The organism is Labrys sp. HAY1-8F (assembly GCF_056754975.1).
On sequence record NZ_JBPGWZ010000002.1, the window covers coordinates 409154 to 432845 of the forward strand.

The following is a 23692-nucleotide window of genomic DNA, read 5'->3' on the forward strand; positions in this document are numbered from 1 at the left end:
AGATCTCAATAAGTGATCTGGCCCGTAACCTTGCCCCACAGGTCGTTCCAGTCGACCTTGGGTGTTTCGTCGATATTGGTCTTCCAATAGGCCTCGACATCGGCCTGCGTGATCAGGACGCCGGTGCCGTAGAATTCGCGATGGTCCTTGGGCTCCTTGGAGGGAGAGAACGCACCGGTGGCGGCATGATAGCCGAGGGAAAGAGCTATGCCGCCGATCCAATAGGGGTTCCAGTCGACGGTGGCGGCCATCTCCTTGTTGCGGATTGCCGTGACCGCATCCTTGGTGCCGTCGATGCCGGTGACGAGAACCTTGCCGGCAAGGCCTTCGGCACGCAGCGCCTCGAGGGCGCCGACCGCCATGCCGTCATTGGCGGCCCATATGCCTTTGATCCTGTCGCCAAAGCGCGTGATCCAGGCGGCCACCACATTGTTGGCCTTGGTGGAGTCCCAGTCGGCATCCTGGAAATCGAGCAATTCCACCTTGCCGTTGGCCTTGATGGCATTCATCAGGCCCTGCTTGCGCTGAATGGCCGGCGCGTTGGAGGCAATGCCGCCAAGAGCGACGATGCCGCCCTCGCCGCCGAAACTGTCGAACAGGGCCTTGGCTGTCTGCTCACCAGCCGGCACGCCATTGAACGACATGTGTGCGACATAGTTATCACCGAAATCCCAGGGGTGAAGGTCGTCCGGCTTATTCCAAACCGTTACGACATGGCCTCCAGCCTTGGCGACGGCCTCCACGATCGGCCTGGCATCGGGAACATCGTTGGGATCGACACCAAGCACCAGCTTGTTGCCGACCTTAGCCAGCATGGCCTTGATGTCGGCTATTCCCTTTTCGCTGTTGCCTTCCGTCACCAGGGCCGCATAGGGCGCACTCACCGTATCCGCGTAGGCTTTCGACCCCTTGTCCCAGGCGACATGAAAGGCATTCGACAGCGAACGGATCGAGCTGGCGAACTGAAGGTCGGACGCCGCGAAGGCGCGCCTCGCCCCGGCAGGCAGCAACAGCGATCCGGCCGCAAGGGCAGAACCGATCAGGAAGCGGCGGCGTTCGATCAAGGCCGCCTCAATGAAATCATGGCCAGAAGCCATCGGACAATTCCTCCTCGGATCTCGTTGTTCGAGAGGCGGCTTTTCATGCTTATGGTTCATCCCGCCATACTTTAATTAAATTGATGAATTTAAGTGAGTCAAGCGTGTTTCTTCCCTGGACGATGCAAAGGTCCGTCTATCGGATTTCGCTGGAATTGGGATAGGGTACCGCCGAACAACCGCCGGGACTTGCCATGAATACAGCCGTCACGACCTATCGCCGCGCTTCGGACATGGCCTGCAACGAGGTGCCCGACGGCTATGTCGTCTACGATCCCCGACGCGAGGAAGTGCACTATCTCAATCTGACCGCCGCGGCGGTGTTCGAACTGTGCGACGGCGAAGCCACGAGCGCCTCGATCGCGCAATCACTGCAGGTCGTTTTCGGCTTGGAACACGCCCCTGGCGACGATGTCGATGGCTGTCTGCAAGCCCTGGCGGCGCAGGGGCTGATCACGCCGGTCGCACATCGATCACCAGCGACCTGAGTGATCAAAGCGGCTTTCTCGGCGCGGAAGACCTTGACGAAGCCCCCTACTCTGCTAGACCGCGCATATTCGCACGCGACCTCATTGCAGCGGCGCGAATATGCGGAAGGGTGGCCGAGTGGTTTAAGGCAACGGTCTTGAAAACCGTCGTAGGCGCAAGTCTACCGTGGGTTCGAATCCCACCCCTTCCGCCAGTTCTCTTGTCTATGGTTTGATATTCCAGTGCCGGCGGCCGTGGCCGACCGCCGACACAACGGCTCTTACTTCACCGTGATGGCGAGACCGGTGATATCGGCGTTGACCTGGAGGCCCACCTGTCTCCCCGACAGTTCAAGCCGAGCGCCCTTGCCGTTGGTCATGACGATCACCTGGGCACCTTTGCCGATCGCACCGCCGCCGCCTGCCGCGCCGTAGACCCCCGTCGCGTCTCGGACGCGCTGAATATTGCGCACTCTGCCTTGGAAATAGGTCTTGGAAGCTCCGAAAGCGAGGCCGCCCGAGATGCCGCCGACGGAGATGGGATAGCGCCGACCATGGAAGGTCAACGTACCCTCGCCTCCAGAGCCACCCACGAAGAAGGCAGCCTTGTAGACGTAAAAGCGGATCGTACCGCTGTCGGCATGGGCGGAGCCGGCGAGGCCAACTCCTGCCGTTGCCACAGCCGCTGCCACGATCGTACGAAATCTGGACGAAATATTCATGATGCAAGTCTCTCAAGATCGCCGGTTGCCCGGCCAGAAGGGCATGTTAGCGTCGCGTCAAAGCTACAGCTAAACACTCTGGCCCGTCGTTAGTTCCAGGCATGCGACCTCGTCCCGGCTATGAACGGGCCGGCGCCATACCAAGGTATGGATTGTTGGGAGGCGAGCGGGTCCGTACGATCAGGATGCTTCTTTGGAAATGGAAGCTTGGAGGCCCGGGTCTTTAATCAGACAGCCCCCCAGCCCTAAGCCGGGCCTCCTGTTTTCCCATTCGACCTAGAGTTGCGGTGGTGCGTTTACCCCTCTGGCCTGCAGACCGGAGGGGTTTTTGCGTCTGAGGCGTTCGCAGGTGTCCCTATCGACAGACGCGCCGCGTCGCCCATACCGGCCGGCCATGCTTGAAAGTCTTCGTCTTCACGACCTTGCAGACGGGACGATGATGGTGGCGATCAAAACCCGGATGCCGCCAATCATGCCGAGGGGCAGCCGAAGCGGCAAGAGTTGTCCCGCCAAGTGCCGCAATGGAAAGGACGACGGCGCAAATAAGCTTCTTCATAATGGTCTCCTGGAAAAGCCGCCCCCAGCTATGCGGGCATAATTAGCGAGACAAAAATGAACGGTGTCTGAAAAATGATATTGCCAATCGCGGTATGATGGACGCTGTGGAATGATGGTTAATGAGCGCACAGATGAAACGCCCCGCCTCTATCTTGCCCGCCCACCCGTTGATTTGACGATAGGGTCGCCACAGCCTTCTGCTGGGATGCACCTCTGCGATATCAGCTAGGTCAATAATGCTGCCCCGCCGCAATCTTCCCCTGCCTGCTGAGATAGATGATCTGGGCTGTCAGGCCGATGACGAGAATGACGAGAAGGCTGGCCTGGGCCCCAAGGAGGAGTGGTGACTTCAAGTCGGTGACGAAAGGATGGCCGTCTGGAACGCGACGCAGGGTCTCGGTAACGGTTGGCACCATCAACAGGAATACGGTCAGGCTCAGGCAGACCGTCTCGATCAATCTCCCGGCACGTCCCAACCATTGAAGTCGCCCAACGCCATAACCCGCGACCAGCAATATGATGGTTGTCGCACCGATGATGTAGCTCACCGGCTGATGTGCGACGAGGAATGCCGTTGCCGCGCCGATCAGCATCGAGACGAAATAAACGATGCCGGCTGTCGACCTGGGCACGATTCGTCCGTAGCGAACGAACATGTACAGGGCCAGTGGAATGGCGGGCAAGCTGCCGAGCGTATGGACCCAGCCAATGGGAGAGATTCCAAACATTTCAGTCTCCTTTGCGTTCAGATGAAAACTTCCAACTAGTAGGTAGTTTCAAAAACAAACTCTACAGGCTCAAGGATCTGATCCAGATTGCGGGAGGGCGCTCAGCCCGCCCGCGAGGCGAGACGCTCGATGAGCGGGCTTGTCACAACACCGAATATCTTCGGATCTCCATAGGCCCGCGCCGAGAGCATCGCGCCGTGAACCGTTGCCATGAATATTTCGGCCTCGGCACGAGGGGTACTCGTCAGCCGCAGTTGGCCCTGCCGCGCGCCGCGCTCCAGCACGGATTCCAGCCAATTGGAGAGGGAACGGAAATGCGCCCGGACCTCCAGGCCAACTTCCTCGGGCAGGACCGGGAGTTGGCTTGCCAGCAGCGCACAGACACAGAACGGAGCGCTGGCGTCCGCGATGCAGGCTTCCCAATAGCCGGTGTAGAAGCGAAGCTGTTCGAGCGGATCGGATGCGTGAGTTTCGAGATTTGCCATCCCCGTGTCGGCTTCTTGCCGATAGCGAGCAACCAGCGTTCGGACCAAATCGACCTTGCTTGGGAAATGGTGGTGGATGCTTGCCTTGCGAATCCCGACCACGGCCGCGATATCGGCATAGCTGAAACCGTTGTAGCCACCAGCGACGATCAGTGACCGTGCGCATGCCAGGATCTCGTCAGAGGTGGTCGACAAATTGCTCATGAGACCTATCTACCTTCTGGTAGGATGGTCGTCAAGTCCCGCAGACCGGGCCACGATGAGGCCGTTCCGAATTCAGTGGGCGGCCGAGGAAGAAATGCCCGCTTCCATGGGGCGCTGGAGACGTTTGATCTGCTCGATCAGGTCGATGCGGCGCGCCGGGTCGGCAAAGCCGAGAAGGAGCGTGGAGGCACCTGTCCGGAAAGCGGCATCGAGTTCCTCGTCTTGAAGTTCTCCCGCGATCCAGAACGAGACGCAGCCCCGGAAGCTGAAGGCAAGCTGGTCCGCGAGCATCGCCTGGGCGATCCCCTTCAGCTCAACTGCCACGCCGGCGAAGTCCCCCAATGCCAACGACCAGAGCTCCCGCGAGTTTTGCCGGACCGGACCGGGCTCGGAATTGGCGATGCCAAGTGATCCCACCACCGCCTTGTGGACATCCGGCTTTTCCAGCAAGAGCGCGACGCTGATCCGTCCCATCGCCAACACATGGTCGATCGCATCGCCGCCGGGTGCTTCATCACGAAACTGCGCCGCCATCCGCTGGATCAGGCGAGCCGAAAGCGCTTGCATGATCGAATTCTTGCTGCCGAAGTGATTGAACGGCGTGGCGAAACCGACGCCAGCCTCCTCCGCCAGAGCCCGCATCGAAAAATCCGCTGTCTCTCCTCTCTCGAGCAGGCGCTCGGCCGCGTCGAGCACGACCTCGCGGGCAAGCTGCCGGTTTCTTTCCCTTAGAGGCTGCCGCTTTGTTTCCGCCATGGTCGATTCAGTTCCTTGCTTTCCAAGTCTCTTGAAAATTTATATCATGATATATAATTAATGTCACGATATAAGAAGGCGAGCCAAACGGCGCGCCACGAAAGGAGTTGGCATGAGCATCATCAAGACCTTCATGATTACCGGCGTCAGTTCGGGACTGGGCAAGGCCTTTGCCGAAGGCGCGCTCTCGGCGGGACACCGTGTGATCGGCACGGTTCGCAATGCGGACGCGGCAGGCGCGTTCGAGGCACTCGCACCTGGCCGCTCGCATGCCGTGCTTCTCGATGTGACGAATTTTGAGGCCGTTCCGAACGCTATCGCCCAGGCGGAGAGCGAGGTCGGCCCTATCGATGTTCTCGTCAACAACGCCGGCTACGGCCACGAGGGCATCCTGGAGGAATCGTCTCTGGACGACATGCGCCGCCAGTTCGATGCCAACGTGTTCGGTGCAGTCGCGATGATCAAGGCGGTGCTGCCGGGCATGCGCGCGCGGCGCTCCGGCCACATCGTCAACGTCACCTCCATGGGCGGTTTCATCACCATGCCGGGCATCACCTATTACTGCGGCAGCAAGTTTGCTCTCGAAGGCATTTCAGAAGCTCTCGGCAAGGAAGTGAAGCCGCTTGGCATCCATGTGACGGCGTTGGCACCGGGGCAGTTCCGGACCGACTGGGCCGGACGTTCGATGGTGCGTGCCGAGCGCAGTCTGGCCGACTACGATGCGGTCATGGATCCGATCCGTGCCGCCCGGCAGGCAAAAAACGGCAACCAGCCCGGTGATCCCGCCAAGGCGGCGCAGGCACTCCTCAAGCTGGTCTCGGCCAAGAATCCGCCGGTGCGGCTCTATCTCGGGGGCGACGCACTCAAGCTCGTCCAGGACAAGATCGAAACGATGAAGACGGAGATGGCTGTCTGGGAGGAGGTCTCCCGCTCGACGGATTTCGCCCAGTAAGTTGACTGGAGATTCTGTTGTTGGGCCGGCGGGGAGTTTCACCCCGCTCGGCGCCAGCCTGCTTTCCTGCCAGATACCAGGCCGTGAACCCATAAATTTGGGGACGGCGAGTTTGTGAGAGCGGTCCGTTCTTTCTACTCCGGTACGATTCGGATTTCGGATAGTGTAGCCGGATGGACGTTCTGGATTGGTTTGCCCGCTGGTATGAAGCCCAGTGTGACGGAGATTGGGAGCACGGGTTCGGCCCCTCGATCAGCACCCTTGATAATCCGGGCTGGTCGCTGGAGATCAACCTTGCAGGCACGGACTGCGACGGCCGGACGCTTGATCGGATCGCGCACAACTATGAGCATGAAACCGATTGGTGGACGTGCTGGACGGAGGGCAACGTGTTTCACGGCACTGGCGGCCCCCTCCACCTTCGGTCGCTCCTTGAGACATTCCGAGACTGGGCAACGAACATCAATTAGCTGCGGACAGGCCCCTCCATGTTGCAGCAAATTCTGATTCACACTCAGGATGAGCGGACATGACCTTGCCGACTTTGAATGGCGCTTGATCGAGTTGCTGTTGACCAAGGGCCGCTAAGGGGGCCGCGCGTTGACGGCAGGCGTGTGCTGAGCGGTTTCTTTTGGGCATTGGGTCCGGTGCGGCATGGTGTGACTTGCCGGATCGATACAGCCCCCGAACCGCCTGCAACAACCGCTTCATCCGATGCCGCAAAGCAGGGGCATTGCACATGGCGGGTGAAAACGGCGCGTGAATCAGCATGTTGAAGGCTCTCGCACTTGCGGATTGGATCCGTAAGCGCGGGGTTGATCCGGCCTGATGGAAACGCCACCTGGTTCGGGCGTAACGTGCCTCCTGTGGGGAAATCTACAGACATCTTCGGGTCTATCCTCCCCCTCGCCCGTCCGACGATCCGAGAGGATCTGTTTCGAATAATGAAACCATTCAGCATTCATTCATATGACGTAACGGAATATAAGACCTGTCAAATCCGACTGGAGATTTTGCATGAAAAAAATTCTTCTCGCGACTCTCATTGCCGTCGGCGCGCTGTCTGCCAGCGTTGCTCCGTCGTCAGCCCTTGCTCCGATTCATTTGGGTACTCCCGCCGCAACACAAGTCGACCAGATCGGCTGGCATGGCTGGGGCAAGCATGGCTGGCGCCGGCACCACGACAATGGCCTGCATCGCGGCTGGGGTCGTGGTCGTCATGAAGGCTGGCGCCGACATGGCGGAAGGCGCGGGCATGACGGATGGCGCAGGCATGGTGGCCGGCATCATCGCTGGTGATAGTCCGCCCTCGGCGCCGCTATGTGGGTTGAACCGATCCGGCGCATGAATGATCCGGGATGCATCACGCACACCCGCTAAGCTTCCTGACACAAAAAAAGCCCGACGCTCCATGCGCCGGGCGAGTTCTATTGGGGTACTATCGTCAGCCGACCTCTCCTACGGTAGTGGCCGTTGACTGGCGCGAGTGTGTCGACCGCCTGTGACTTCAGCGTGATTCCTAGATGCCTCTACGGCATATCCGCGAATTTGGTTCTATCATACCGCCCTGTAGAAAGTCGTCTCACCGACGCGGGCACTTTGCTCGGTGATTTCGCCCACGGCCTGCCCCTGCAGCAACCAGATCAGCCCCATCGCGTCATAACGCGCAAGCGGCGCGGTCGGATGCAGGCCGAACAGATCGCTGGCGCTCCAGCCGAGTTCGGCCACCTGGTCGCCCCAATCGGTCAGGAATTCCATCGCATCATGCTTGGCCTGTTCCCAGCGTTTGGGGTCGGCAACCGGGTTGGTTTTCTGGAGCCTGGCCAATTCTTCAGCAAAGGGCCCCGAATAGGTTTGGGCAATGGCGAGCGCTGCAGGCATGTTCGAACTCCGTCTTGAGGTAGACGGATTCACGGCCCAAACAGTGTAAATTCGGTTGCTTCCCTTGCCATTGGCCGCGCAAATCCTCAGGAGTCCACGTGGACCGGCGCCTCCCGGTCATGCCGTTTTGGCTTCAGACCCGTCTCTAACCCGGGGCAAAGCCGGGCCAATAATGCCCATCCGATGTAGGGCGCTTGCCGAAGATGGCCTGACCGACGCGAACCACGTCTGCCCCCTCCTCGATCGCAGCTTCAAAATCCCCCGACATGCCCATCGAGAGTTCGGTCAAGGCCGCATTGCGCTTCACTGCCCGATCGCGCAGGGTACGCAGCAGACGAAAACAGGGGCGCACGCGCGCCATGTCGTCGCTGAAAAGAGCCAACGTCATCAGCCCACGGGGGCGCAAGCGCGGAAAGTCGCCGAGCCGATCGACGAAATCGAGCAGGGCGTCGGGATGCAGGCCGAACTTGCTGTCCTCTCCCGACGTGTTGACCTGGACGTAGACGTCGAGGAAGCGATCCTCGATGGTCAGGCGCCTGTCCAGCATCTCGGCGACCCTCAGGCTGTCCAGAGCGTGAAACTCCCGGGCGAAGCGGGCGAGATATTTCACCTTGTTGGTCTGCAGATGCCCCACGATGCTCCAGGCGATCGGCAAGTCGGCGAGGGCGTCGCGCTTGCTCTGTGCCTCCTGGATCTTGTTCTCGCCGAAGTCGTGGATTCCTGCTGCGAAGGCGAGCCGTAGAACCGGAGCAGGCACGGTCTTGGTGATGGGAAGAAGCCGCACCGCGGCCGGTTCCCGGCCGGCGCGCAGGCTGGCCGCTGCGATCCTGCGTTCTACGTCGGCGAGATTGGCGGCAAAGCTCGCCTTTGGATCGGGCCCGAAGCGGGCGATGTCCTTTTCGTCGAGGCCGGCCGTCTCGGCGGTGTCGACAACCCGCTCGCGATCGGCGGCAGTTTCCAGATATTGTTCATTCATAGCGGTGCCGTTCATGCATAGGAGCGCCCAGTCTCATATCGAGCCACCGTTCAGGTGGGATCGAGGGGAATGAGCGAGGCGATCCGGCGATCAGCGGGATTGGGGCTGTCGGCGAGTGCGCGCGCGACACCGGCGCGATCGGCAGCCGGCCGGTTCTGGCTCAGCTTGCGCTTGCCTTCCAGGCGCCGGACCGTCAGGCGCACGCCGACGATGCCACGCAACTGCGCTTCCACGAATGCCGGTGGCGCATCGCTGACCTGCCAGGGCTTGGACATCGTCCCCTCATGCAGGTTGGTGATGCGGGTGACGGCCTCGAGCAGGCGCCGGGGATCATCGAAGAACTCGACCGGCCCATAGGCATGGATCGCTTCGTAATTCCAGGTCGGTACGACCTTGTGGTGCTCCTGCTTGGCGGCATACCAGTTGGGCGAGACATAGGCGTCCGCGCCCATGAAGATAGCCAGGGCGTCGCCGATCGGCTCGGCCTGCCAGTGCGGATTGGCCCGAGCTAGATGGCCATAGAGGGTGCCATGCTCTCCCTCGACGGGGTCGAAGAACAGAGGCAAGGGCGTGCCGATCGGGCCGGCTGCCGTTGCGGTCACCAGGGTACTCAGGCGCGTATCCCGCATCAGGCGATGGAGGATGGCAGGATCGTCTTCGCGGAAGGCGGGCGGAACATACATTGTGAGGGCTCGTGAAAACTCGACTTGGTTTCCTGTCAGGATAGGGCCAAACTGGCTTAACAAGAACGTCCAGTTTAGATAATTTTAGCTAGGCCAGTTATGATGACGCGGAACGGGCGGACGCAAGGTCCCGGGGCCAGGCAGATCTATGAGGTGCTTCGGGCCCAGATCCTGGCAGGGGCTTATGGGGATGATGGCGCCTTGCCCTCCTCGCGCGCCCTGGCATCCGAACTCGGTGTGGCGCGAGCGACCGTCACCTCGGCCTATGAGCAGTTGTCGGCGGAAGGTTTCATCCACAGCCGGCAGGGCGCCAGGCCGAAGGTGGCCGCGGTTCTCGACCGCACGCCGCCGGCGTCGCCCCTGCTGACGGGTCCGGCTCCCCTGCCCCTTTCGTGCTATGGCGAGCGCCTCGCCCTTCAGCCGGTCTCCCTCGCGCCCGCGGTAAGGCCGGGCATCGATTTTCGTTATGGCGATCTTGCTGCGTCGGACTTTCCCACGCCGATCTGGCGGCGCGCCATTCTGGGCGCGCTGGCGCAGAGGCAGGATCGCCTTTCCTATGGCCACCCGGCTGGTTCTCATCGGCTTCGGCGTGCCCTCCAGGGTTATCTCTGGCGGGCACGCACGTTGCGCTGCGAAGCCGAGCAAATCATCATCGTCAACGGATCCCAGCAGGGATTGGATCTTTGTGCCCGCCTGCTGCTCGACCCCGGTCAAGGCGTGGTCGTCGAGAACCCTTGCTATCCGATGGCGAGGGATATTTTTGCCGCGGCCGGCGGCAAGGTCACACCGGTTGCGGCCGATCAGGATGGGCTGGACACGTCGCGGCTTGCCCACGTCGAGGCGCGGCTCGCCTATGTCACGCCTTCCCATCAATTTCCTCTCGGCAGCGTACTGTCGATCGCAAGGCGTCACCGCCTGCTCGCATGGGCCGGGACGCGCGAGGCCTATCTGATCGAGGACGATTACGACAGCGAATATCGCTATGATATCAATCCGGTGCCGCCGCTGTACGGCCTGGGCAATGGCCAGAACGTTCTCTATCTCGGCACGGTTTCGAAGACCCTGTCGCCCACCTTGCGGATCGGCTATCTGGTGGTCCCTTCCAATCTGGCCGCCATTTTCACGCGCGCCAAGCAGATCATGGACAGGCACAGCCCGGCCTTGGAGCAGGAGGCTCTCGCCACTCTCCTGGAAAACGGCGCCTATGAACGTCATATCCGCCGCATTCGCCGGCGCATGGCCGAGCGCCGCAATACCCTGCTCGAGGGACTGCGATATCGTTTCGGCGACAGGCTCGCCGTCGAGGGAGCAAAGGCGGGCCTTCACATCATCGCATGGTTCCGTCATATTCCGGCGGCGCTGGAGACGGAACTGATCCGGAAAGCCACCCAGGCCGGGCTAGGTCTCCATCCTCTGTCGCCGCTCTATGCCGCGGGCAGCTCGACGAAACCGGATCGGGCCGGCCTGGTGATGGGCTATGGCAGCCTGGATATGCGCCAGATCAAGCGGGGCGTCGAGTTGCTGGCCGATTGCGTGGCCGAGGTCGAGAGTGGCGGTTGAATCTGCCCCGCCTCCGCCCCTTTCCCAATCGGAATGGAGCAGCGGCATCTCATTGGAATATTGAAGGAAGAGATTTCGATGGCGCAGAATATTTACGACCACCCGGCGTTTTTCGACGGCTACAGCCAATTGCCTCGCTCGGTCCACGGTCTGGAAGGAGCCCCGGAATGGCCGGACATTCGGGCCTTGATTCCCGATCTCGGCGGCAAGCGCGTGCTCGATCTCGGCTGCGGTTTTGGCTGGTTCAGCCGATGGGCTGTGGAACATGGGGCAGCAAGCACGCTTGGCTTCGACCTGTCCGAGAAAATGCTCGCACGGGCCCGGGACATGACGACGAGTTCCAAGGCGGACTATCGGATTGCCGATCTCGAAACGCTCGAACTGCCGACGGCCGGTTTCGATTTTGCCTATAGCTCGCTCGCTTTCCACTATGTCGCTGATTTCGAGCGCCTGGCCAGGGTTGTTCATGACAGCTTGCGGCCGGGCTCCGGCTTCGTCTTCTCCATTGAGCACCCGATCTATATGGCTCCGAGCAATCCGGGTTGGCAGAACGACAAGGAGGGGCGGAGGATTTGGCCTGTCGATCGCTATTCCGTGGAGGGCGAGCGCACCACCGACTGGCTGGCCAAGGGCGTCGTCAAATACCATCGGACCCTGGGTACGACCCTGAACAGCTTGATCGATGTCGGCTTCGTAATCAGGCGCGTGGTGGAATGGAGCCCGACCGAAGAACAACTGACGCAGCACTCCGCGCTTGCGGAAGAGCGGGATCGGCCGATGATGGTGATCATATCCGCCTGGCGCTGAGCAGGTTCCAAACCTTGCTCGACCTCTTCACGAGCGGCTCACGCCTCGATGCTATCACGCGGTTGCAAAAAACGACGAACCGAAAGCCAAGGAGCAGGTGAGATGACACAACAGCCCGAATCCAGAACGACATCCGGCCGCGGCCGCCTTTTCGAGAGCATCCTGGAGACGGTGGGCGATACACCCGTCATCAAGATCAACAACCTCGCTCCTGCCAATGCCACGATCTACGTCAAGGCGGAGTTCTTCAACCCGGCCGCCTCGGTGAAGGACAGGCTGGCGCTCAGCATCATCGAGCATGGCGAACGCACCGGCGCGCTCAAGCCGGGCATGACCGTGGTCGAGGCGACCAGCGGCAATACCGGCATAGGCCTTGCCATGGTGTGTGCGCAGAAAGGCTATCCGCTGGTCGTCACCATGGCGGACAGTTTCTCGATCGAGCGCCGCAAGCTCATGCGCATGCTCGGCGCCAAGGTGGTGCTGACGCCGCGCGCCCAGAAGGGGTTCGGCATGTATCGGAAGGCGGTAGAACTGGCCGAGGCGAATGGCTGGTTCCTGGCCCATCAGTTCGAAACCGAGGCCAATGCCGCCATTCACGAGGCGACCACCGCGCGCGAAATCATCAACGATTTCGCCGGCAAGCGGCTCGACGTCTTCGTCACCGGCTACGGAACGGGCGGCACGGCGGTTGGTGTTGGACGGGTCCTGCGCCGCGAACGCCCCGACACCCGTATCGTGCTGTGCGAACCCGCCAATGCCCAATTGGTCGGCAGTGGCCAGAAACAGGAGCGGACGGCGGATGGCTCGCCGGCTGTCGGCCATTCGGCCTTCGAACCGCATCCGATCCAGGGCTGGACGCCGGACTTCATTCCCAAGGTGCTGCAGGAAGCGATCGACAATAATCTCTACGACGAACTCGTTCCCATAGCCGGTGCCGAGGGTGTGAAATGGGCCAAGGCTTTGGCCCAGAAGGAAGGCATCTTTGTCGGTATTTCGGCTGGCGCCACCTTCGCGGTTGCCCGTCAGATCGCCGAGACGGCGCCTGCCGGCTCCGTCATCCTATGCATGCTGCCGGATACGGGTGAGCGCTATATGACCACGCCTTTGTTCGATGGCATCGAGGCGGAGATGAACGCCGAGGAGATCGCGCTGTCGAAGTCGACGCCGGGCTACCAGTTTCCGGCCGAATAAGCTCGAGTGCAGAGCTGCTCCTGGGATCGCAGGCTTCCAGCCTGCATCCTCCTCTCCTACAAGTGGAGCGTTTCCAAGAACAGGCTGGAAGCCTGCGATCCCAGGAAACGCTCCCTGTCGTACAGTCTGCTACCCGACTACGCGCCGAGCACCGATTTCACCGCCTTGGCCGCTGCCGACACCACGATGTCAGCTTCCTCGCGGGTGAGGCAAAGTGGGGGAGCAAAGCCCATGATATCGCCCTGCGGCATGGCCCGGCCGATCACGCCATTCTCCAGCATGGCGGCAACCACGCGGGGCCCGACCTTTTCGGAGGCGTCGAAGAAGGCGCGGTCGTCGCGATCCCGGACGAGTTCGACGGCTGCCATCAATCCCTCGCCGCGCACTTCGCCGACATGGACGTGCGCGCCGAGCGCATCCGTCAGCGCCTGCTTGAAATAGGCGCCGACGCTGCCGGCATTGGCGACCAGGTCGAGTTCGTCGACGAGTTCGAGATTGGCCACGCCCGCAGCCGCGCAGAGCGGATGGGAAGAATAGGTCCAGCCATGCCCGATGGCGCCGAACTCGTCCGAGCCCTTTTCGAGGATTCGCCAGACCTTTTCCGACACGATCACGCCGGAGAGCGGCGCATAGGCCGAGGTCAGGCCCTTGGCAATGGTGATCAGGTCCGGCTTGATGCCGTAATGGTCCGAGCCGAACATCGAGCCGAGCCGGCCGAATCCGGTGATGACCTCGTCGGCGATCAGCAGGATGTCGTATTTGGTGAGAACGGCCTGGATCTTCTCCCAATAGGTCCGGGGCGGCGGCACGATGCCCCCCGTGCCGAGCACGGGTTCACCGATGAAGGCGGCAATCGTATCAGGCCCCTCGGCCTGGATGAGTTCCTCGAGCTTGGCGGCGCAATGATCGGCGAATTGCTCCTCGGTCTGCGAACGATCTTCCCGGCGGAAATAATACGGGGCCTCGGTGTGCAGGACAGGCAGCTTGGGCAGGTCGAACAGATTGTGGAAGGCGGCAAGGCCGGTGAGGCTGCCCGACATCAGCCCCGAACCATGGTAGCCGCGCCAGCGCGAGATGATCTTCTTCTTCTCGGGGCGGCCAAGCACATTGTTGATGTACCAGACCAGCTTGATGTTGGTCTCGTTGGCGTCCGAACCCGACAGGCCGAAGAAGACGCGGCTCATCCCTTCCGGCGCCCGGTCGATGATCATCTTGGCCAGGGTGATCGAGGGCTGGGAGCCATGGCCGACATAGGCATGGTAATAGGGCAACTGCGCTGCCTGCTCGGCGATCGCCTCGGCGATCTTGGTGCGGCCATAGCCGACATTGACGCAGTAAAGCCCGGCGAAGGCGTCGAGACTGCTCTTGCCATTGCGATCGGTGATGTAGACCCCCTCCGCGCCGGTGATGATGCGGTTGGGCGTCTCGCCGCGGGCATGCTGGGCCATATGGGTCGAGGGATGGAAGAAGTGATCGCGATCCCAGGCGGTGAGTTCATTGTCGGAAACGGCGCGGTCGAGCATGTCGGCTCCTTTCAGGCGAGGTCGAAACAGTCAAGCGAGGTCGAGACAGGTATATTTGAGATCGGTGAAGGCTTCGAGGCCGTGGCGCGAGCCTTCGCGCCCCATGCCGGATTGCTTGACACCGCCGAAGGGGATGGGCGCGCCGGTCAGCTTCACGCGATTGACGGCCACCATCCCGTATTCCAGTGCGCGGCTCACGCGCAGCGCCCGGCCGGTGTTCTCGGTGACGACATAGGCGACAAGGCCGTACTCCGTGGCATTGGCGCGCGCCACCACTTCCTGCTCGTCGTCGAAGGGCGTGATGCTGGCAACCGGCGCAAACACCTCCTCCCGCATGATCAGGGCGTCATCGGGGACGTCGGCGAGGACGGTCGGTGGCACGAAGAGCGATCCGGATTCAATGTCGCCACCCGTCAACTTGCGGGCGCCTCGCTGCAAGGCATCGGCGATGCGCTCTTTGGTGCGGGCGACGGCCCGTTCATGCATGAGCGGACCGATGTCGGTTTCTTCTTCCAGGCCATGCCCGAGCTTGAGCCCGGCGACGCGCCGGCTGAATTCCTCACAGAAGGCTGGGTAGAGCGAGCGCTGGACGAAGATGCGATTGGCCGCCAGGCAATCCTGCCCCGAGGTCGCGAATTTCGCATCGAGCGCGATCTTGATCGCCCGATCCAGATTCGCGTCACCGAAGACGATGAGCGGTGCATTGCCGCCGAGTTCCATCACGAGGCGCTTGACGCTGGGTGCGCATTGGGCGGCGATCAGGCGCCCGATCTCGGTTGAACCGGTGAAGCTGACCACCCGCACGCGGGTATCCTCGCACAGGCGCCTGGCGATCGGAGCAGCCTCGCCGGTGACGACGTTGAAGACGCCTGCGGGCAAGCCGGCGCGTTCCGCCAGCTCAGCCAGGGCAAGGGCAGAGAGCGGCGTATAGGACGACGGATGAAGCACGACCGTGCAGCCGGCCGCGAGTGCGGCGGCCGCCTTGCGGGTTACCATGGCCGAAGGGAAATTCCAGGGCGTCAGCAGGGCGGCCACGCCGAGCGGCTCGCGAGAAACCTGCATATGCGCCCCGGGAAGGTGGCTGGTCACGCTCTCGGCGTTCACGCGCTTGGCTTCCTCGGCGTACCATTCGACGAAGGAAGCGCCATAGTCGATCTCGCCGCGGCTTTCGGCCAGAGGCTTGCCCTGCTCCAACGTCATCAGCAAGGCAAGATCCTCGCGCGCGGCAAGGATGAGCTGATGCCAGGCACGCAGGCGGGCGGCCCGCTCCTGAGGTGGCAATGCCTTCCAGGCTGGAAAGGCTCTCGCCGCGGCATCGACCGCCCTGCCCGCCTCGTCGGCGCCCAGGCTGGCGATATGGGCAAGAATGGCGCCAGACCCAGGATCTCGCAGTTCGAAGCTCGCGGCTTGCCGTCCCTGGACCCAGCGGCCGTCGATATAGGCGAGTTCCCTGAACAGTCGTCGGTCGTTCAGCCGGCCGAGTGCGGGATGGCCGATTTGTTTCAGAGCTGTGGCGATCATCGAAGAAACTCCGGTGGCGTCATGTCTACAAGGCTAGCCCGAGCCGCCGTGAGAATGTCTCGCTTCGCCCCCTCCCTCACCGTCAAAGCCTCGGTATTTGCCGGGCGGCGCCGACAGATTATCGGCCTCACAACACCGACTGCAGGAATTCGCGCGTCCGCGCCTGTTCGGGATTGGAGAAGATGCGATCGGGCTCGCCCTGCTCGACGATCCTGCCCTTATCGAAGAAGCAGACGCGATCGGAAACCTCGCGGGCAAACCGCATTTCATGGGTGACCAGCAGCATGGTGAGATCATGCTCGCTGGCCAGGGAGCGGATCACGCCGAGAACCTCGCCGACGAGCTGGGGATCGAGGGCCGATGTCGGTTCGTCGAACAGCAGCACGCGCGGCCGCATGGCGAGGGCGCGGGCAATGGCCACACGCTGCTGCTGGCCACCGGAAAGCTGGCTTGGGAAGTGATCCTTCTTGTCGACCATGCCGACCATGCCGAGCAAATCGAGGGCCCGGCATTCCGCTTCCTCTCGCTTCAGGCCGAGAACGGCGATGGGCGCCTCCACCACATTGCGCAACACGGTCATGTGCGGAAACAGGTTGAAGCTCTGGAACACCATGCCGACCTGTGTGCGGATCTGGCGCAGATGCCGCTCGCTCGCCTTGAAAGGGCCGTGGCCACCGGGTTCGTGATAGCCGATGCCGCCAAGTTCCAGCGTGCCGTCCTGAAAGGGTTCGAGCGTCATCAGGATACGCAGCACCGTGGTCTTGCCTGATCCCGAAGGACCGATCAGCGAAACCTTCTCCCCCGGCGCGACGGTGAAGTCGAAATCCTGCAGGACCGTCAGCGTGCCGAAGCGCTTGCTTACATTGGAAAAGCGGATGATGTCGGATTGGGCGTTTGCGGTCATCGCATCGGTATCCCTGCTTTCGGCAAGGCCCTTTCCAGCCGATGGACGCCGGCGGAACAGACCAGGGTAAGGATGAGGAAGAGGACGCCGACCATGCTCAGCGGCACCAGATATTCGAAGGTGTTCTCGCCGATCATGTTGGCGAGGCCGAGCATTTCCAGCACGGTCACCACCGAGAGCACCGGCGTTTCCTTCAGCATGGCGATCAGGTAATTGCCCATGGTGGGGAGGATGCGCGGCACCATCTGGGGAATGATGACGTTTCGGTAGAGTTGCCAGCGCGACATGTTGAGGGCAGTGGCGGCCTCCCACTGGCCGCGCGGCACCGCTTCGATGCCGCCGCGATAGACCTCCGACGTGTAGGCCGAATATTGCAGGCCGAGTGCGATGGCACCCGTTAGGAAGGCCGGCAAGGCAATGCCGTAATCGGGCAGAACATAATAGAGGAAGAAGAGCTGCACCAGGAGTGGCGTGTCGCGTAGGAACTCGACGACGAAGGCGGTCCCCCAGCTCACCACGGCAAAGCGGCTGCGCCGCATCAAGGCGAAGACGAGGCCCAGGACCAGGGCGATGACGAACCCCGCGGCGGCGGCCTGCAGCGTCACGGTGAGGCCGATGAGCAAGATCGGCAGGATCGACTGCGCATAGGTCAACGGCGTCGAGGGATCCCATTCGAAACCGTACATCATGATTGCACCGCCTTCGGAAAGGCGCCGCCGCGTCGCGCCAGGCGTTCCAGGAAGCGCATGGCCAGCATGATCACCAGCGACATCAGGAAGTAGCCGACGAGAGTGAGGGTGTAGATCGTCGTGCTGTCCTGTGTAAGGTTGCGCAGGGTCTGCGCGCGGAAGGTCATGTCCGCGATCGAGATGAAGGACACCAGCGAGGAGAGCTTCAAGGTCTCGATGGCGAGGTTGCCGAAGGCCGGCATCATCTCGACGATGGCTTGGGGCAGCGTGATGTGCAGCAATTTGTGTACCGGGCCGAAATTCAGGGCCCGCGCCGCCTCATGCTGCTGTTGCGGCACGGCTTTGAGGCCGGCCCGCACGATCTCCGAACCATAGGCACCGACATGCATCGAGAGCACGAGAATGCCCGTCGACACCGGCGAGAAGGAAAAACCGACGAGAGGCAGGGCATAATAGAACCAGAACAGCTGCACCAGGAGCGAGGTGCCGCGGAAGATCTCGGTATAGCAAAGTGCGATGAGGGATAGGATGCGGCCCCCCTCGACCCTGACGATCCCAGCCAGAAAGGCCAGGAAAGCGCCAATGGCCAGCGAGGCCAGGGTAATCTCGGCGGTAATCAGCGCGCCCCTGCCAAGGGCGGGCAGATAGGAGATCCAGTGCATGAGGCTCCCTCGTCTATTGCTCGAGGATTGGCGTGCTTTACCGTCCCCTGGAGGGGCGGCCTGAAAGGTCGGGGTGGGGTGGAGGCGCCATCATGACAATGGTGATCGCTAGTTTTGCGAAGAGGCACCCCACCCCGACACGAGGTGTCGACCCTCCCCCTTCAGGGGAGGGTTAAATGCGCCTTACTTGCCTGCGCAAAGATCGGCGACCTTCTTTTCGGCAGCGGCCTTGATGCTGACCTCGCTCAGCCCGTAATTGGTGAGGATCGCCTTGTATTCATCGCTCTTGCGGAACTCCACGAGCGCAGCGTTGTAGGCCTCGCGCAGGTCCTTGTCTTCCGGGCGGAAGGCAAAGCCGCCATAGTTGCGCACCGGCTTGCCGTTGACGACCGGATCGGTGAAAGGCTTGACCTGTTCGACCTCCGTCTGCCCCTTGGCGAGGCTAGCAACCGTGAGCTCGGTGGCCGCATAGGCATCGGCCCGGCTCTTCACCGTGGCGATGGCATCGGCATTGGCCTGGATGAAGACGACCTGGCTATCCTTGACGCCGACAGCGCGCAGGAAGTCGATATTGTTGGCGCCCGACACCACCGCGACCTTGAGCGTGGGGTCCTTGGCGATATCGGCATAGGTCGTCAGTTTCTTGGGATTGCCGGCCTTGACCAGCAGGCCTTCGCCATAGCTGGAATTGGGTTCGGTGAAGGAAACCTGTTTGCAGCGGTCGGGCGAGATATTCTGCTCGGCCGCGACGAAATCATAGCGCCTCGCCTTGAGGCCGGGGATCAAGGTACCGAAGGGTGCGACCGTCCAGGCAATCTCGCTGACACCCATCTTCTTGAGGACGGCGATAGCCACTTCCGGACCGATGCCGGCGGCCGTGCCGTCTTCCTTGGTGAAACCATAGGGTACTTCGTTGGCCGTGACGGCGCGGACGAAGCCGTTGCTCTTGACCTCTTCGAGCGTCGTGGCCTGGGCACTGGCCACGCTCATGGCGAGAGCCAATCCGGCGAGGCCGGCAAGTCGGGGCAGTTTCATCATCTCATTCTCCTGTCTGGTGAAGGTGCCTACCCGGTTGGTTCCGGCAGGTCGATTGTCGGTTGTCAGGCATGTTCCTCGGTCGTTGCGATGACCGAGAGGCAGTCGCCGGCCTTGACGAGGCCGGGGAAATGGCGGGCCGCCAGCAGGCCATCCAGCGCTGCCCGATGCTCATGGGGGGCGCGGCCGGTATGGCCGAGCGGATATATACGGGCGAAGACTTCCCCCTTGACGACGGGTTCGCCAAGATCCTTGAGGAACTCGACCAGTCCCTCTTCCGGGCTGAAGCCGAAACAGTCAGACGAAGGCATGTCGAGCCAGCGCGTCTCGCCGACAACAGGCTGCCCGGCCAGGATGCCGGCATGCCTGAGGAAATTGGCGACTCCGCGCTTGGCGATGCCCGCCGAGCGCGCCGTGGCGGTGCCGCCGCCGCCGAGCTCGGTGGTGACGAAGACCTTGCCCGCTGTCTCGGCAATGGTGTCGAACATGCCGACGGCATCGATCTCGATCATGCGCATCGACCAGGGAGCGGAGAAAGCCGCCACGGCGGCAAAGCAGCGATCTTGCTGCGCCTTGTCAGGCAATTCGTGCGCCGCGGCGTAGGGAAGGAAATCGAGAGTCCGCCCGCCGGAATGGAAATCGAGCACGATGTCGGCCAGAGGCAGCAGGCAGCGCGTGACATAATCGGCGATCTTCTCGGTGACGCTGCCGTTCGGGCGTCCGGGAAAGCTACGATTGAGATTGCCCTTGTCGATCGGCGAGGTGCGCCTGGCAGCCCGAAAGGCCGGGTAGTTCAGGGCAGGCACGATGATGACGCGCCCGTTCACTGCCTCCGCCGTAAGCGTGCGGGCGAGGTCGAACAAGGCGATCGGCCCCTCATATTCGTCGCCATGATTGGCGCCCGTCAAAAGGGCCGTCGGCCCCTCGCCACGCTTCACCACGGTGACCGGGATCATCACCGATCCCCAGGCAGAATCGTCCCGGCTCCAGGGCAGGCGCAGATGGCCATGCTGCATGCCGTCAGCGTCGAAATCGACGCTGGCGCTGATCGGTGACGGGCGCAGGATCGGATCGGCGTTCATGCTTTCACGAAGAGTTGGCGCGGCACATTGGCGAGGCATTCCACGCCGTTTTCGGTGATCAGGATGCTCTCGGTAATCTCCAGGCCCATGGTCTCGAGCCAGATTCCGGTCATGAAATGGAAGGTCATGCCGGGCCGCAGCTCGGTGCGATCGCCCGGCCGCAGGCTCATGGTGCGCTCGCCCCAGTCCGGCGGATAACTCAGCCCGATCGGATAGCCGGTGCGGTTGTCCTTGACGATGCCGTACTTCTTCAGCACCGCGAAGAAGGCGTTGGCGATGTCCTCGCAGGTATTGCCAGGCTTGGCTGCCGCAAGGCCGGCCTCCATTCCCTCCACGGTCGCCTTCTCGGCCTCGACGAAGGCCTGGGTCGGCTTGCCGAGGAAGACGGTGCGCGATAGCGGACAATGATAGCGCCTGTAGCAGCCGGCGATCTCGAAGAACGTTCCCTCCCCGCTTTTCATCGGCAGGTCGTTCCAGGTCAGGTGCGGCGCGGAGGCTTCCTCGCCCGACGGCAACAGGGGCACGATGGCGGCATAGTCGCCGCCGAAACCGTCGACGCCCCGAATGGCGGCATCATAGATCTCGGCGACGAGATCGCTCTTGCGCATGCCGGGCTCGACCTTGTCGAGGATGCGCTGATGCATCGCTTCGACGATGCGGCCCGCCTTGCGCATATAGTCGATTTCGGTTTGGCTCTTGATCGCCCGCTGCCAATTGACCAGCGACAGGCAGTCCTTGAAGCGGGCATTGGGCAAGTGCCGGACCAGCGAGGCATAAGCGGCGGCGCTGAACCAGTAATTGTCCATTTCGACGCCGATCGTACCCTTGGCCCAGCCGCGCTGCTCGATGATGCCCGAGAGGTAATCCATCGGATGGCGTTCGGTGGACTGCACATAGTGATCGGGATAGCCGACGATATTGTCGTGGAAGAGCCAGGCCGTGCGCTTGGCGCCGTTGGCGTCCTGTCCCCGGCCGAACCAGACGGGCTCTCCCTCGCCGGCGACGAGAACACATTGATGGACATAGAAGGACCAGCCATCATAGCCGGTAAGCCAGTGCATGTTCGAAGGGTCGGTGACAACAAGCAGATCGATATCCGCCTTGGCCATGGCCGCTCGCGTCTTGGCCAGGCGCTCCGCATATTCCTCGCGGCTGAAATTGAGCGTGGGCACAATCATTCCGTCATTTTCCCTTGATTGTCTCGAAAGTCTGGCCGGCTCCGGCGGCGGCGGCCCGCTGAAAAGCGAGCGTGGCGATGGCGGTATCCTGCACGCCGGTGCCGGTCAGGTCGCAAAGCGTGATGTCGGCATCGCTCCGACGCCCCTTGGCCGTGCCGGCGATCACCTGTCCCAGTTCGGCAAACACCGCATCGGCTCCGACGGTTCCCGCCTTGATGGCATGGGCGAGTTCGCCAAGCCGCCTTGTCTGCGCGAGACTGTCGGCGACATAAAAAGCCTTGCGGAAGACGGCTGGATCCACCTCGTTCTTGTGCTCGGAATCCGAGCCCATCGCCGTGACATGCTGCCCGGGCGAGAGCCATTCGGCCTTGAGGACCGGGGTTTCGGCCGGTGTGGTGGTGATGATGACATCAGCCCCGGCGCAGGCACCCTCGACGCTGCTGGCAGGCACGACCGGGATACCGAGGCGCTGCGACAGGTCTTGGGCGGCAGTCGCGGCCTTGGCGGCGTTGCGAGCCCAGAGCCGGGCCTCGCTGATCGGACGCACCAAGCGGAGCGCTTCGAGCTGCAGCCGGGCCTGTTCGCCTGCACCGATGATGGCGGCTATACGGGCATCGGCCCGCGCAAGGTGGCGGGCGGCAACGGCGCCTGCCGCAGCGGTGCGGATCTGTGTCAGATAGCCATTGTCGAGCAATAGGGCTTCGACCAGGCCGGTCCGGCTGCTCAGCAGCACCATCAGGCCGTTGAGGCTGGGAAGGCCGAGTTGGGGATTGTCGAAGAAGCCCGGGCTGATCTTGATGGCAAAACCCTCGACACCGGGAATATAGGCCGTCTTGACGTCCACTTCGCCGCGGTGCTCTGGGATGTCGAGCCGTAGGATCGGCGGCATCGCCACCACTTCAGTCGCGAGGGCCAGGAAGGCCCGCTCGACGCAATCGACGGCATCCGCATCCAGCGCCACGCAGCGGCGCAATTCGGCTTCGGTCAGCACGATCATGCCGCCACTCCCTGTTCGACGATGCGACGGTGAAGGCCCGGGTCGATATTGCGGCCGGACACCACGATCGCCGTCGGTCCCGACGGCCTGACCTTGTCGGCCAGCAAAGCGGCGATACCGACGCCCGCGGCTCCTTCGACGATTTCGCCCTCGGCGGCGAAGGCATGCCGGATCCCAGCCGCCACTTCCTCTTCGCTCAGCAGGATGACTTCATCGAGGAAATCGCGGCATAGGCCGAAGCTGTAGCGATTGGCGAGCCCGATGCCCCCACCGAGGGAATCCGCCAGTGTCGGCAATTCCTCGACCTCAACTGGCTTGCCCGCCAGCAGGCTGGCATGCATGGCGGCGCCCCGTTCCATCGAAATGCCGATGACCTTGGCCCGAGACCGGAGCGTCTTCACAGCTGCGGCGATCCCGCCCGCCAGCCCGCCGCCCGACAGCGGCACCAGCACCAGTTCGACCTCTGGTAGATCCACGATGATTTCGAGCCCGATCGTTCCCTGCCCGGCGATCACGGCCGCGTGGTCGAAGGGCGGGATTTCAGCAAGGCCTTCCTCGGCCACCAGCCGGTTGACCTCTTCCTGCGCGTCATCCTGGGAATGGCCGACGATACGCACCTCAGCGCCGAGCGAGCGGACGGCCTCGACCTTGTTTGCCGGCACCAGTTGCGACATGCACACCACGGCCCGGATGCCCTGCACCTTGGCAGCGTGGGCGACCGCGCGGCCATGATTTCCGGTCGAGGCGGTGACGATCCCCGCGGCACCCTTTGGGGCAAACGCGTCGAGGGAGAGGACGGCATTGGTCGCGCCGCGCAGCTTGAAGGAACCGGTGGTCTGGCGCGTCTCCAGTTTGAGATGAACCGGCGAACTGTCTTGCGACAGGGAGGGGGCATGAAGCAGCGGCGTGCGGACCACATGCCCGGCGATCCTCGCACGGGCGGCCTTGATCTCGTCGATGGTAACCGCGACTGGCATCGAACCCACCCCTCCTGGCTTGAACGGGATGGTGTTACGATACAAAAATCATGTCAA

At 62.4% G+C, this 23692-nt stretch carries 25 protein-coding genes and 1 tRNA gene; 8 read left to right on the forward strand and 18 right to left on the reverse strand.

Going from position 1 to position 23692, the window contains the following annotated elements; genetic code table 11:
- Window positions 1-5 precede the first annotated feature (5 nt).
- Window positions 6-1097, reverse strand: a complete 1092-nt coding sequence (locus ACR9ZN_RS10845; RefSeq protein WP_454813980.1) for a sugar ABC transporter substrate-binding protein — start codon at window positions 1095-1097, stop codon at window positions 6-8.
- Window positions 1098-1291: 194 nt separating this feature from the next.
- Between ACR9ZN_RS10845 and ACR9ZN_RS10850 the strand changes: the two genes are divergently transcribed.
- Window positions 1292-1585, forward strand: a complete 294-nt coding sequence (locus tag ACR9ZN_RS10850; protein ID WP_481272210.1) for a PqqD family protein — start codon at window positions 1292-1294, stop codon at window positions 1583-1585.
- Window positions 1586-1689: 104 nt separating this feature from the next.
- A tRNA-Ser gene (locus ACR9ZN_RS10855) sits at window positions 1690-1779 on the forward strand.
- A 66-nt stretch (window positions 1780-1845) separates the two neighbouring features.
- On the opposite strand, the gene ACR9ZN_RS10860 is transcribed toward ACR9ZN_RS10855, so the two are convergent.
- From ACR9ZN_RS10860 to ACR9ZN_RS10875, 4 genes are all read right to left on the reverse strand, one after another.
- Complete coding sequence (locus ACR9ZN_RS10860) at window positions 1846-2286, reverse strand: lipid-binding SYLF domain-containing protein (protein WP_434956476.1); 441 nt, start codon at window positions 2284-2286, stop codon at window positions 1846-1848.
- Between the two features lie 788 nt (window positions 2287-3074).
- Window positions 3075-3572 (reverse strand): hypothetical protein, encoded by a 498-nt coding sequence (locus tag ACR9ZN_RS10865; RefSeq protein ID WP_434956477.1) that lies wholly within the window; start codon window positions 3570-3572, stop codon window positions 3075-3077.
- Between the two features lie 101 nt (window positions 3573-3673).
- Window positions 3674-4261 carry a TetR/AcrR family transcriptional regulator gene (locus ACR9ZN_RS10870; protein ID WP_481272211.1) on the reverse strand — a complete coding sequence of 196 codons (588 nt, stop codon included), beginning with the start codon at window positions 4259-4261 and terminating at the stop codon, window positions 3674-3676.
- Window positions 4262-4333: 72 nt separating this feature from the next.
- Window positions 4334-4957 (reverse strand): TetR/AcrR family transcriptional regulator, encoded by a 624-nt coding sequence (locus ACR9ZN_RS10875; protein ID WP_481272212.1) that lies wholly within the window; start codon window positions 4955-4957, stop codon window positions 4334-4336.
- A 172-nt stretch (window positions 4958-5129) separates the two neighbouring features.
- Here ACR9ZN_RS10875 and ACR9ZN_RS10880 point away from each other — a divergent pair, with 172 nt between their 5' ends.
- The 3 genes from ACR9ZN_RS10880 (at window position 5130) to ACR9ZN_RS10890 (ending at window position 7317) form a co-directional block, all read left to right on the forward strand.
- The gene (locus tag ACR9ZN_RS10880) at window positions 5130-5969 is read left to right on the forward strand and encodes an oxidoreductase (RefSeq protein WP_434956480.1); all 840 of its coding nucleotides are present in this window, start codon (window positions 5130-5132) and stop codon (window positions 5967-5969) included.
- Window positions 5970-6142: 173 nt separating this feature from the next.
- Entirely contained in the window at window positions 6143-6439 is a 297-nt protein-coding gene (locus tag ACR9ZN_RS10885; protein WP_481272213.1) for an immunity 53 family protein, read from the forward strand.
- 677 nt (window positions 6440-7116) lie between these two features.
- Window positions 7117-7317 (forward strand): hypothetical protein, encoded by a 201-nt coding sequence (locus tag ACR9ZN_RS10890; RefSeq protein WP_481272214.1) that lies wholly within the window; start codon window positions 7117-7119, stop codon window positions 7315-7317.
- Window positions 7318-7526: 209 nt separating this feature from the next.
- Here ACR9ZN_RS10890 and ACR9ZN_RS10895 read toward each other — a convergent pair whose 3' ends face one another.
- From ACR9ZN_RS10895 to ACR9ZN_RS10905, 3 genes are all read right to left on the reverse strand, one after another.
- Window positions 7527-7850: a hypothetical protein gene (locus ACR9ZN_RS10895; protein ID WP_481272215.1), complete on the reverse strand. Its 324-nt coding sequence runs from the start codon at window positions 7848-7850 to the stop codon at window positions 7527-7529.
- Window positions 7851-7995: 145 nt separating this feature from the next.
- Entirely contained in the window at window positions 7996-8841 is an 846-nt protein-coding gene (locus tag ACR9ZN_RS10900) for a YggS family pyridoxal phosphate-dependent enzyme (RefSeq protein WP_481272216.1), read from the reverse strand.
- Window positions 8842-8876: 35 nt separating this feature from the next.
- Window positions 8877-9509, reverse strand: a complete 633-nt coding sequence (locus tag ACR9ZN_RS10905; RefSeq protein WP_481272217.1) for an FMN-binding negative transcriptional regulator — start codon at window positions 9507-9509, stop codon at window positions 8877-8879.
- Between the two features lie 99 nt (window positions 9510-9608).
- Here ACR9ZN_RS10905 and pdxR point away from each other — a divergent pair, with 99 nt between their 5' ends.
- From pdxR to ACR9ZN_RS10920, 3 genes are all read left to right on the forward strand, one after another.
- Window positions 9609-11069, forward strand: coding sequence for a MocR-like pyridoxine biosynthesis transcription factor PdxR (gene pdxR, locus ACR9ZN_RS10910; RefSeq protein WP_481272218.1), 1461 nt, complete (start codon window positions 9609-9611; stop codon window positions 11067-11069).
- 78 nt (window positions 11070-11147) lie between these two features.
- Window positions 11148-11876 carry a class I SAM-dependent methyltransferase gene (locus ACR9ZN_RS10915; protein ID WP_481272219.1) on the forward strand — a complete coding sequence of 243 codons (729 nt, stop codon included), beginning with the start codon at window positions 11148-11150 and terminating at the stop codon, window positions 11874-11876.
- Between the two features lie 102 nt (window positions 11877-11978).
- Window positions 11979-13067 carry a PLP-dependent cysteine synthase family protein gene (locus tag ACR9ZN_RS10920; protein WP_454813990.1) on the forward strand — a complete coding sequence of 363 codons (1089 nt, stop codon included), beginning with the start codon at window positions 11979-11981 and terminating at the stop codon, window positions 13065-13067.
- Window positions 13068-13204: 137 nt separating this feature from the next.
- Here ACR9ZN_RS10920 and ACR9ZN_RS10925 read toward each other — a convergent pair whose 3' ends face one another.
- The 10 genes from ACR9ZN_RS10925 to eutB form a co-directional block, all read right to left on the reverse strand.
- Window positions 13205-14590: an aminotransferase gene (locus tag ACR9ZN_RS10925; RefSeq protein WP_481272220.1), complete on the reverse strand. Its 1386-nt coding sequence runs from the start codon at window positions 14588-14590 to the stop codon at window positions 13205-13207.
- A gap of 30 nt (window positions 14591-14620) precedes the next feature.
- Complete coding sequence (locus ACR9ZN_RS10930) at window positions 14621-16111, reverse strand: NAD-dependent succinate-semialdehyde dehydrogenase (protein WP_481272221.1); 1491 nt, start codon at window positions 16109-16111, stop codon at window positions 14621-14623.
- 127 nt (window positions 16112-16238) lie between these two features.
- Window positions 16239-17015: an ectoine/hydroxyectoine ABC transporter ATP-binding protein EhuA gene (gene ehuA / locus ACR9ZN_RS10935; RefSeq protein ID WP_434956491.1), complete on the reverse strand. Its 777-nt coding sequence runs from the start codon at window positions 17013-17015 to the stop codon at window positions 16239-16241.
- Window positions 17012-17704 (reverse strand): ectoine/hydroxyectoine ABC transporter permease subunit EhuD, encoded by a 693-nt coding sequence (gene ehuD / locus ACR9ZN_RS10940; protein ID WP_481272222.1) that lies wholly within the window; start codon window positions 17702-17704, stop codon window positions 17012-17014. The genes ehuA and ehuD overlap by 4 nt, the downstream gene beginning before the upstream one ends.
- Entirely contained in the window at window positions 17701-18366 is a 666-nt protein-coding gene (ehuC, locus tag ACR9ZN_RS10945; RefSeq protein WP_434956492.1) for an ectoine/hydroxyectoine ABC transporter permease subunit EhuC, read from the reverse strand. The genes ehuD and ehuC overlap by 4 nt, the downstream gene beginning before the upstream one ends.
- A 183-nt stretch (window positions 18367-18549) precedes the next feature.
- The gene (gene ehuB / locus ACR9ZN_RS10950; protein WP_481274342.1) at window positions 18550-19401 is read right to left on the reverse strand and encodes an ectoine/hydroxyectoine ABC transporter substrate-binding protein EhuB; all 852 of its coding nucleotides are present in this window, start codon (window positions 19399-19401) and stop codon (window positions 18550-18552) included.
- Between the two features lie 65 nt (window positions 19402-19466).
- Window positions 19467-20483, reverse strand: coding sequence for a N(2)-acetyl-L-2,4-diaminobutanoate deacetylase DoeB (gene doeB, locus ACR9ZN_RS10955; RefSeq protein ID WP_454813994.1), 1017 nt, complete (start codon window positions 20481-20483; stop codon window positions 19467-19469).
- The gene (gene doeA / locus ACR9ZN_RS10960) at window positions 20480-21658 is read right to left on the reverse strand and encodes an ectoine hydrolase DoeA (protein WP_481274343.1); all 1179 of its coding nucleotides are present in this window, start codon (window positions 21656-21658) and stop codon (window positions 20480-20482) included. The genes doeB and doeA overlap by 4 nt, the downstream gene beginning before the upstream one ends.
- Window positions 21659-21665: 7 nt before the next feature.
- Window positions 21666-22658: an ectoine utilization protein EutC gene (gene eutC, locus ACR9ZN_RS10965; RefSeq protein WP_481272223.1), complete on the reverse strand. Its 993-nt coding sequence runs from the start codon at window positions 22656-22658 to the stop codon at window positions 21666-21668.
- The gene (gene eutB, locus ACR9ZN_RS10970) at window positions 22655-23635 is read right to left on the reverse strand and encodes a hydroxyectoine utilization dehydratase EutB (RefSeq protein ID WP_481272224.1); all 981 of its coding nucleotides are present in this window, start codon (window positions 23633-23635) and stop codon (window positions 22655-22657) included. The genes eutC and eutB overlap by 4 nt, the downstream gene beginning before the upstream one ends.
- Window positions 23636-23692 lie beyond the last annotated feature (57 nt).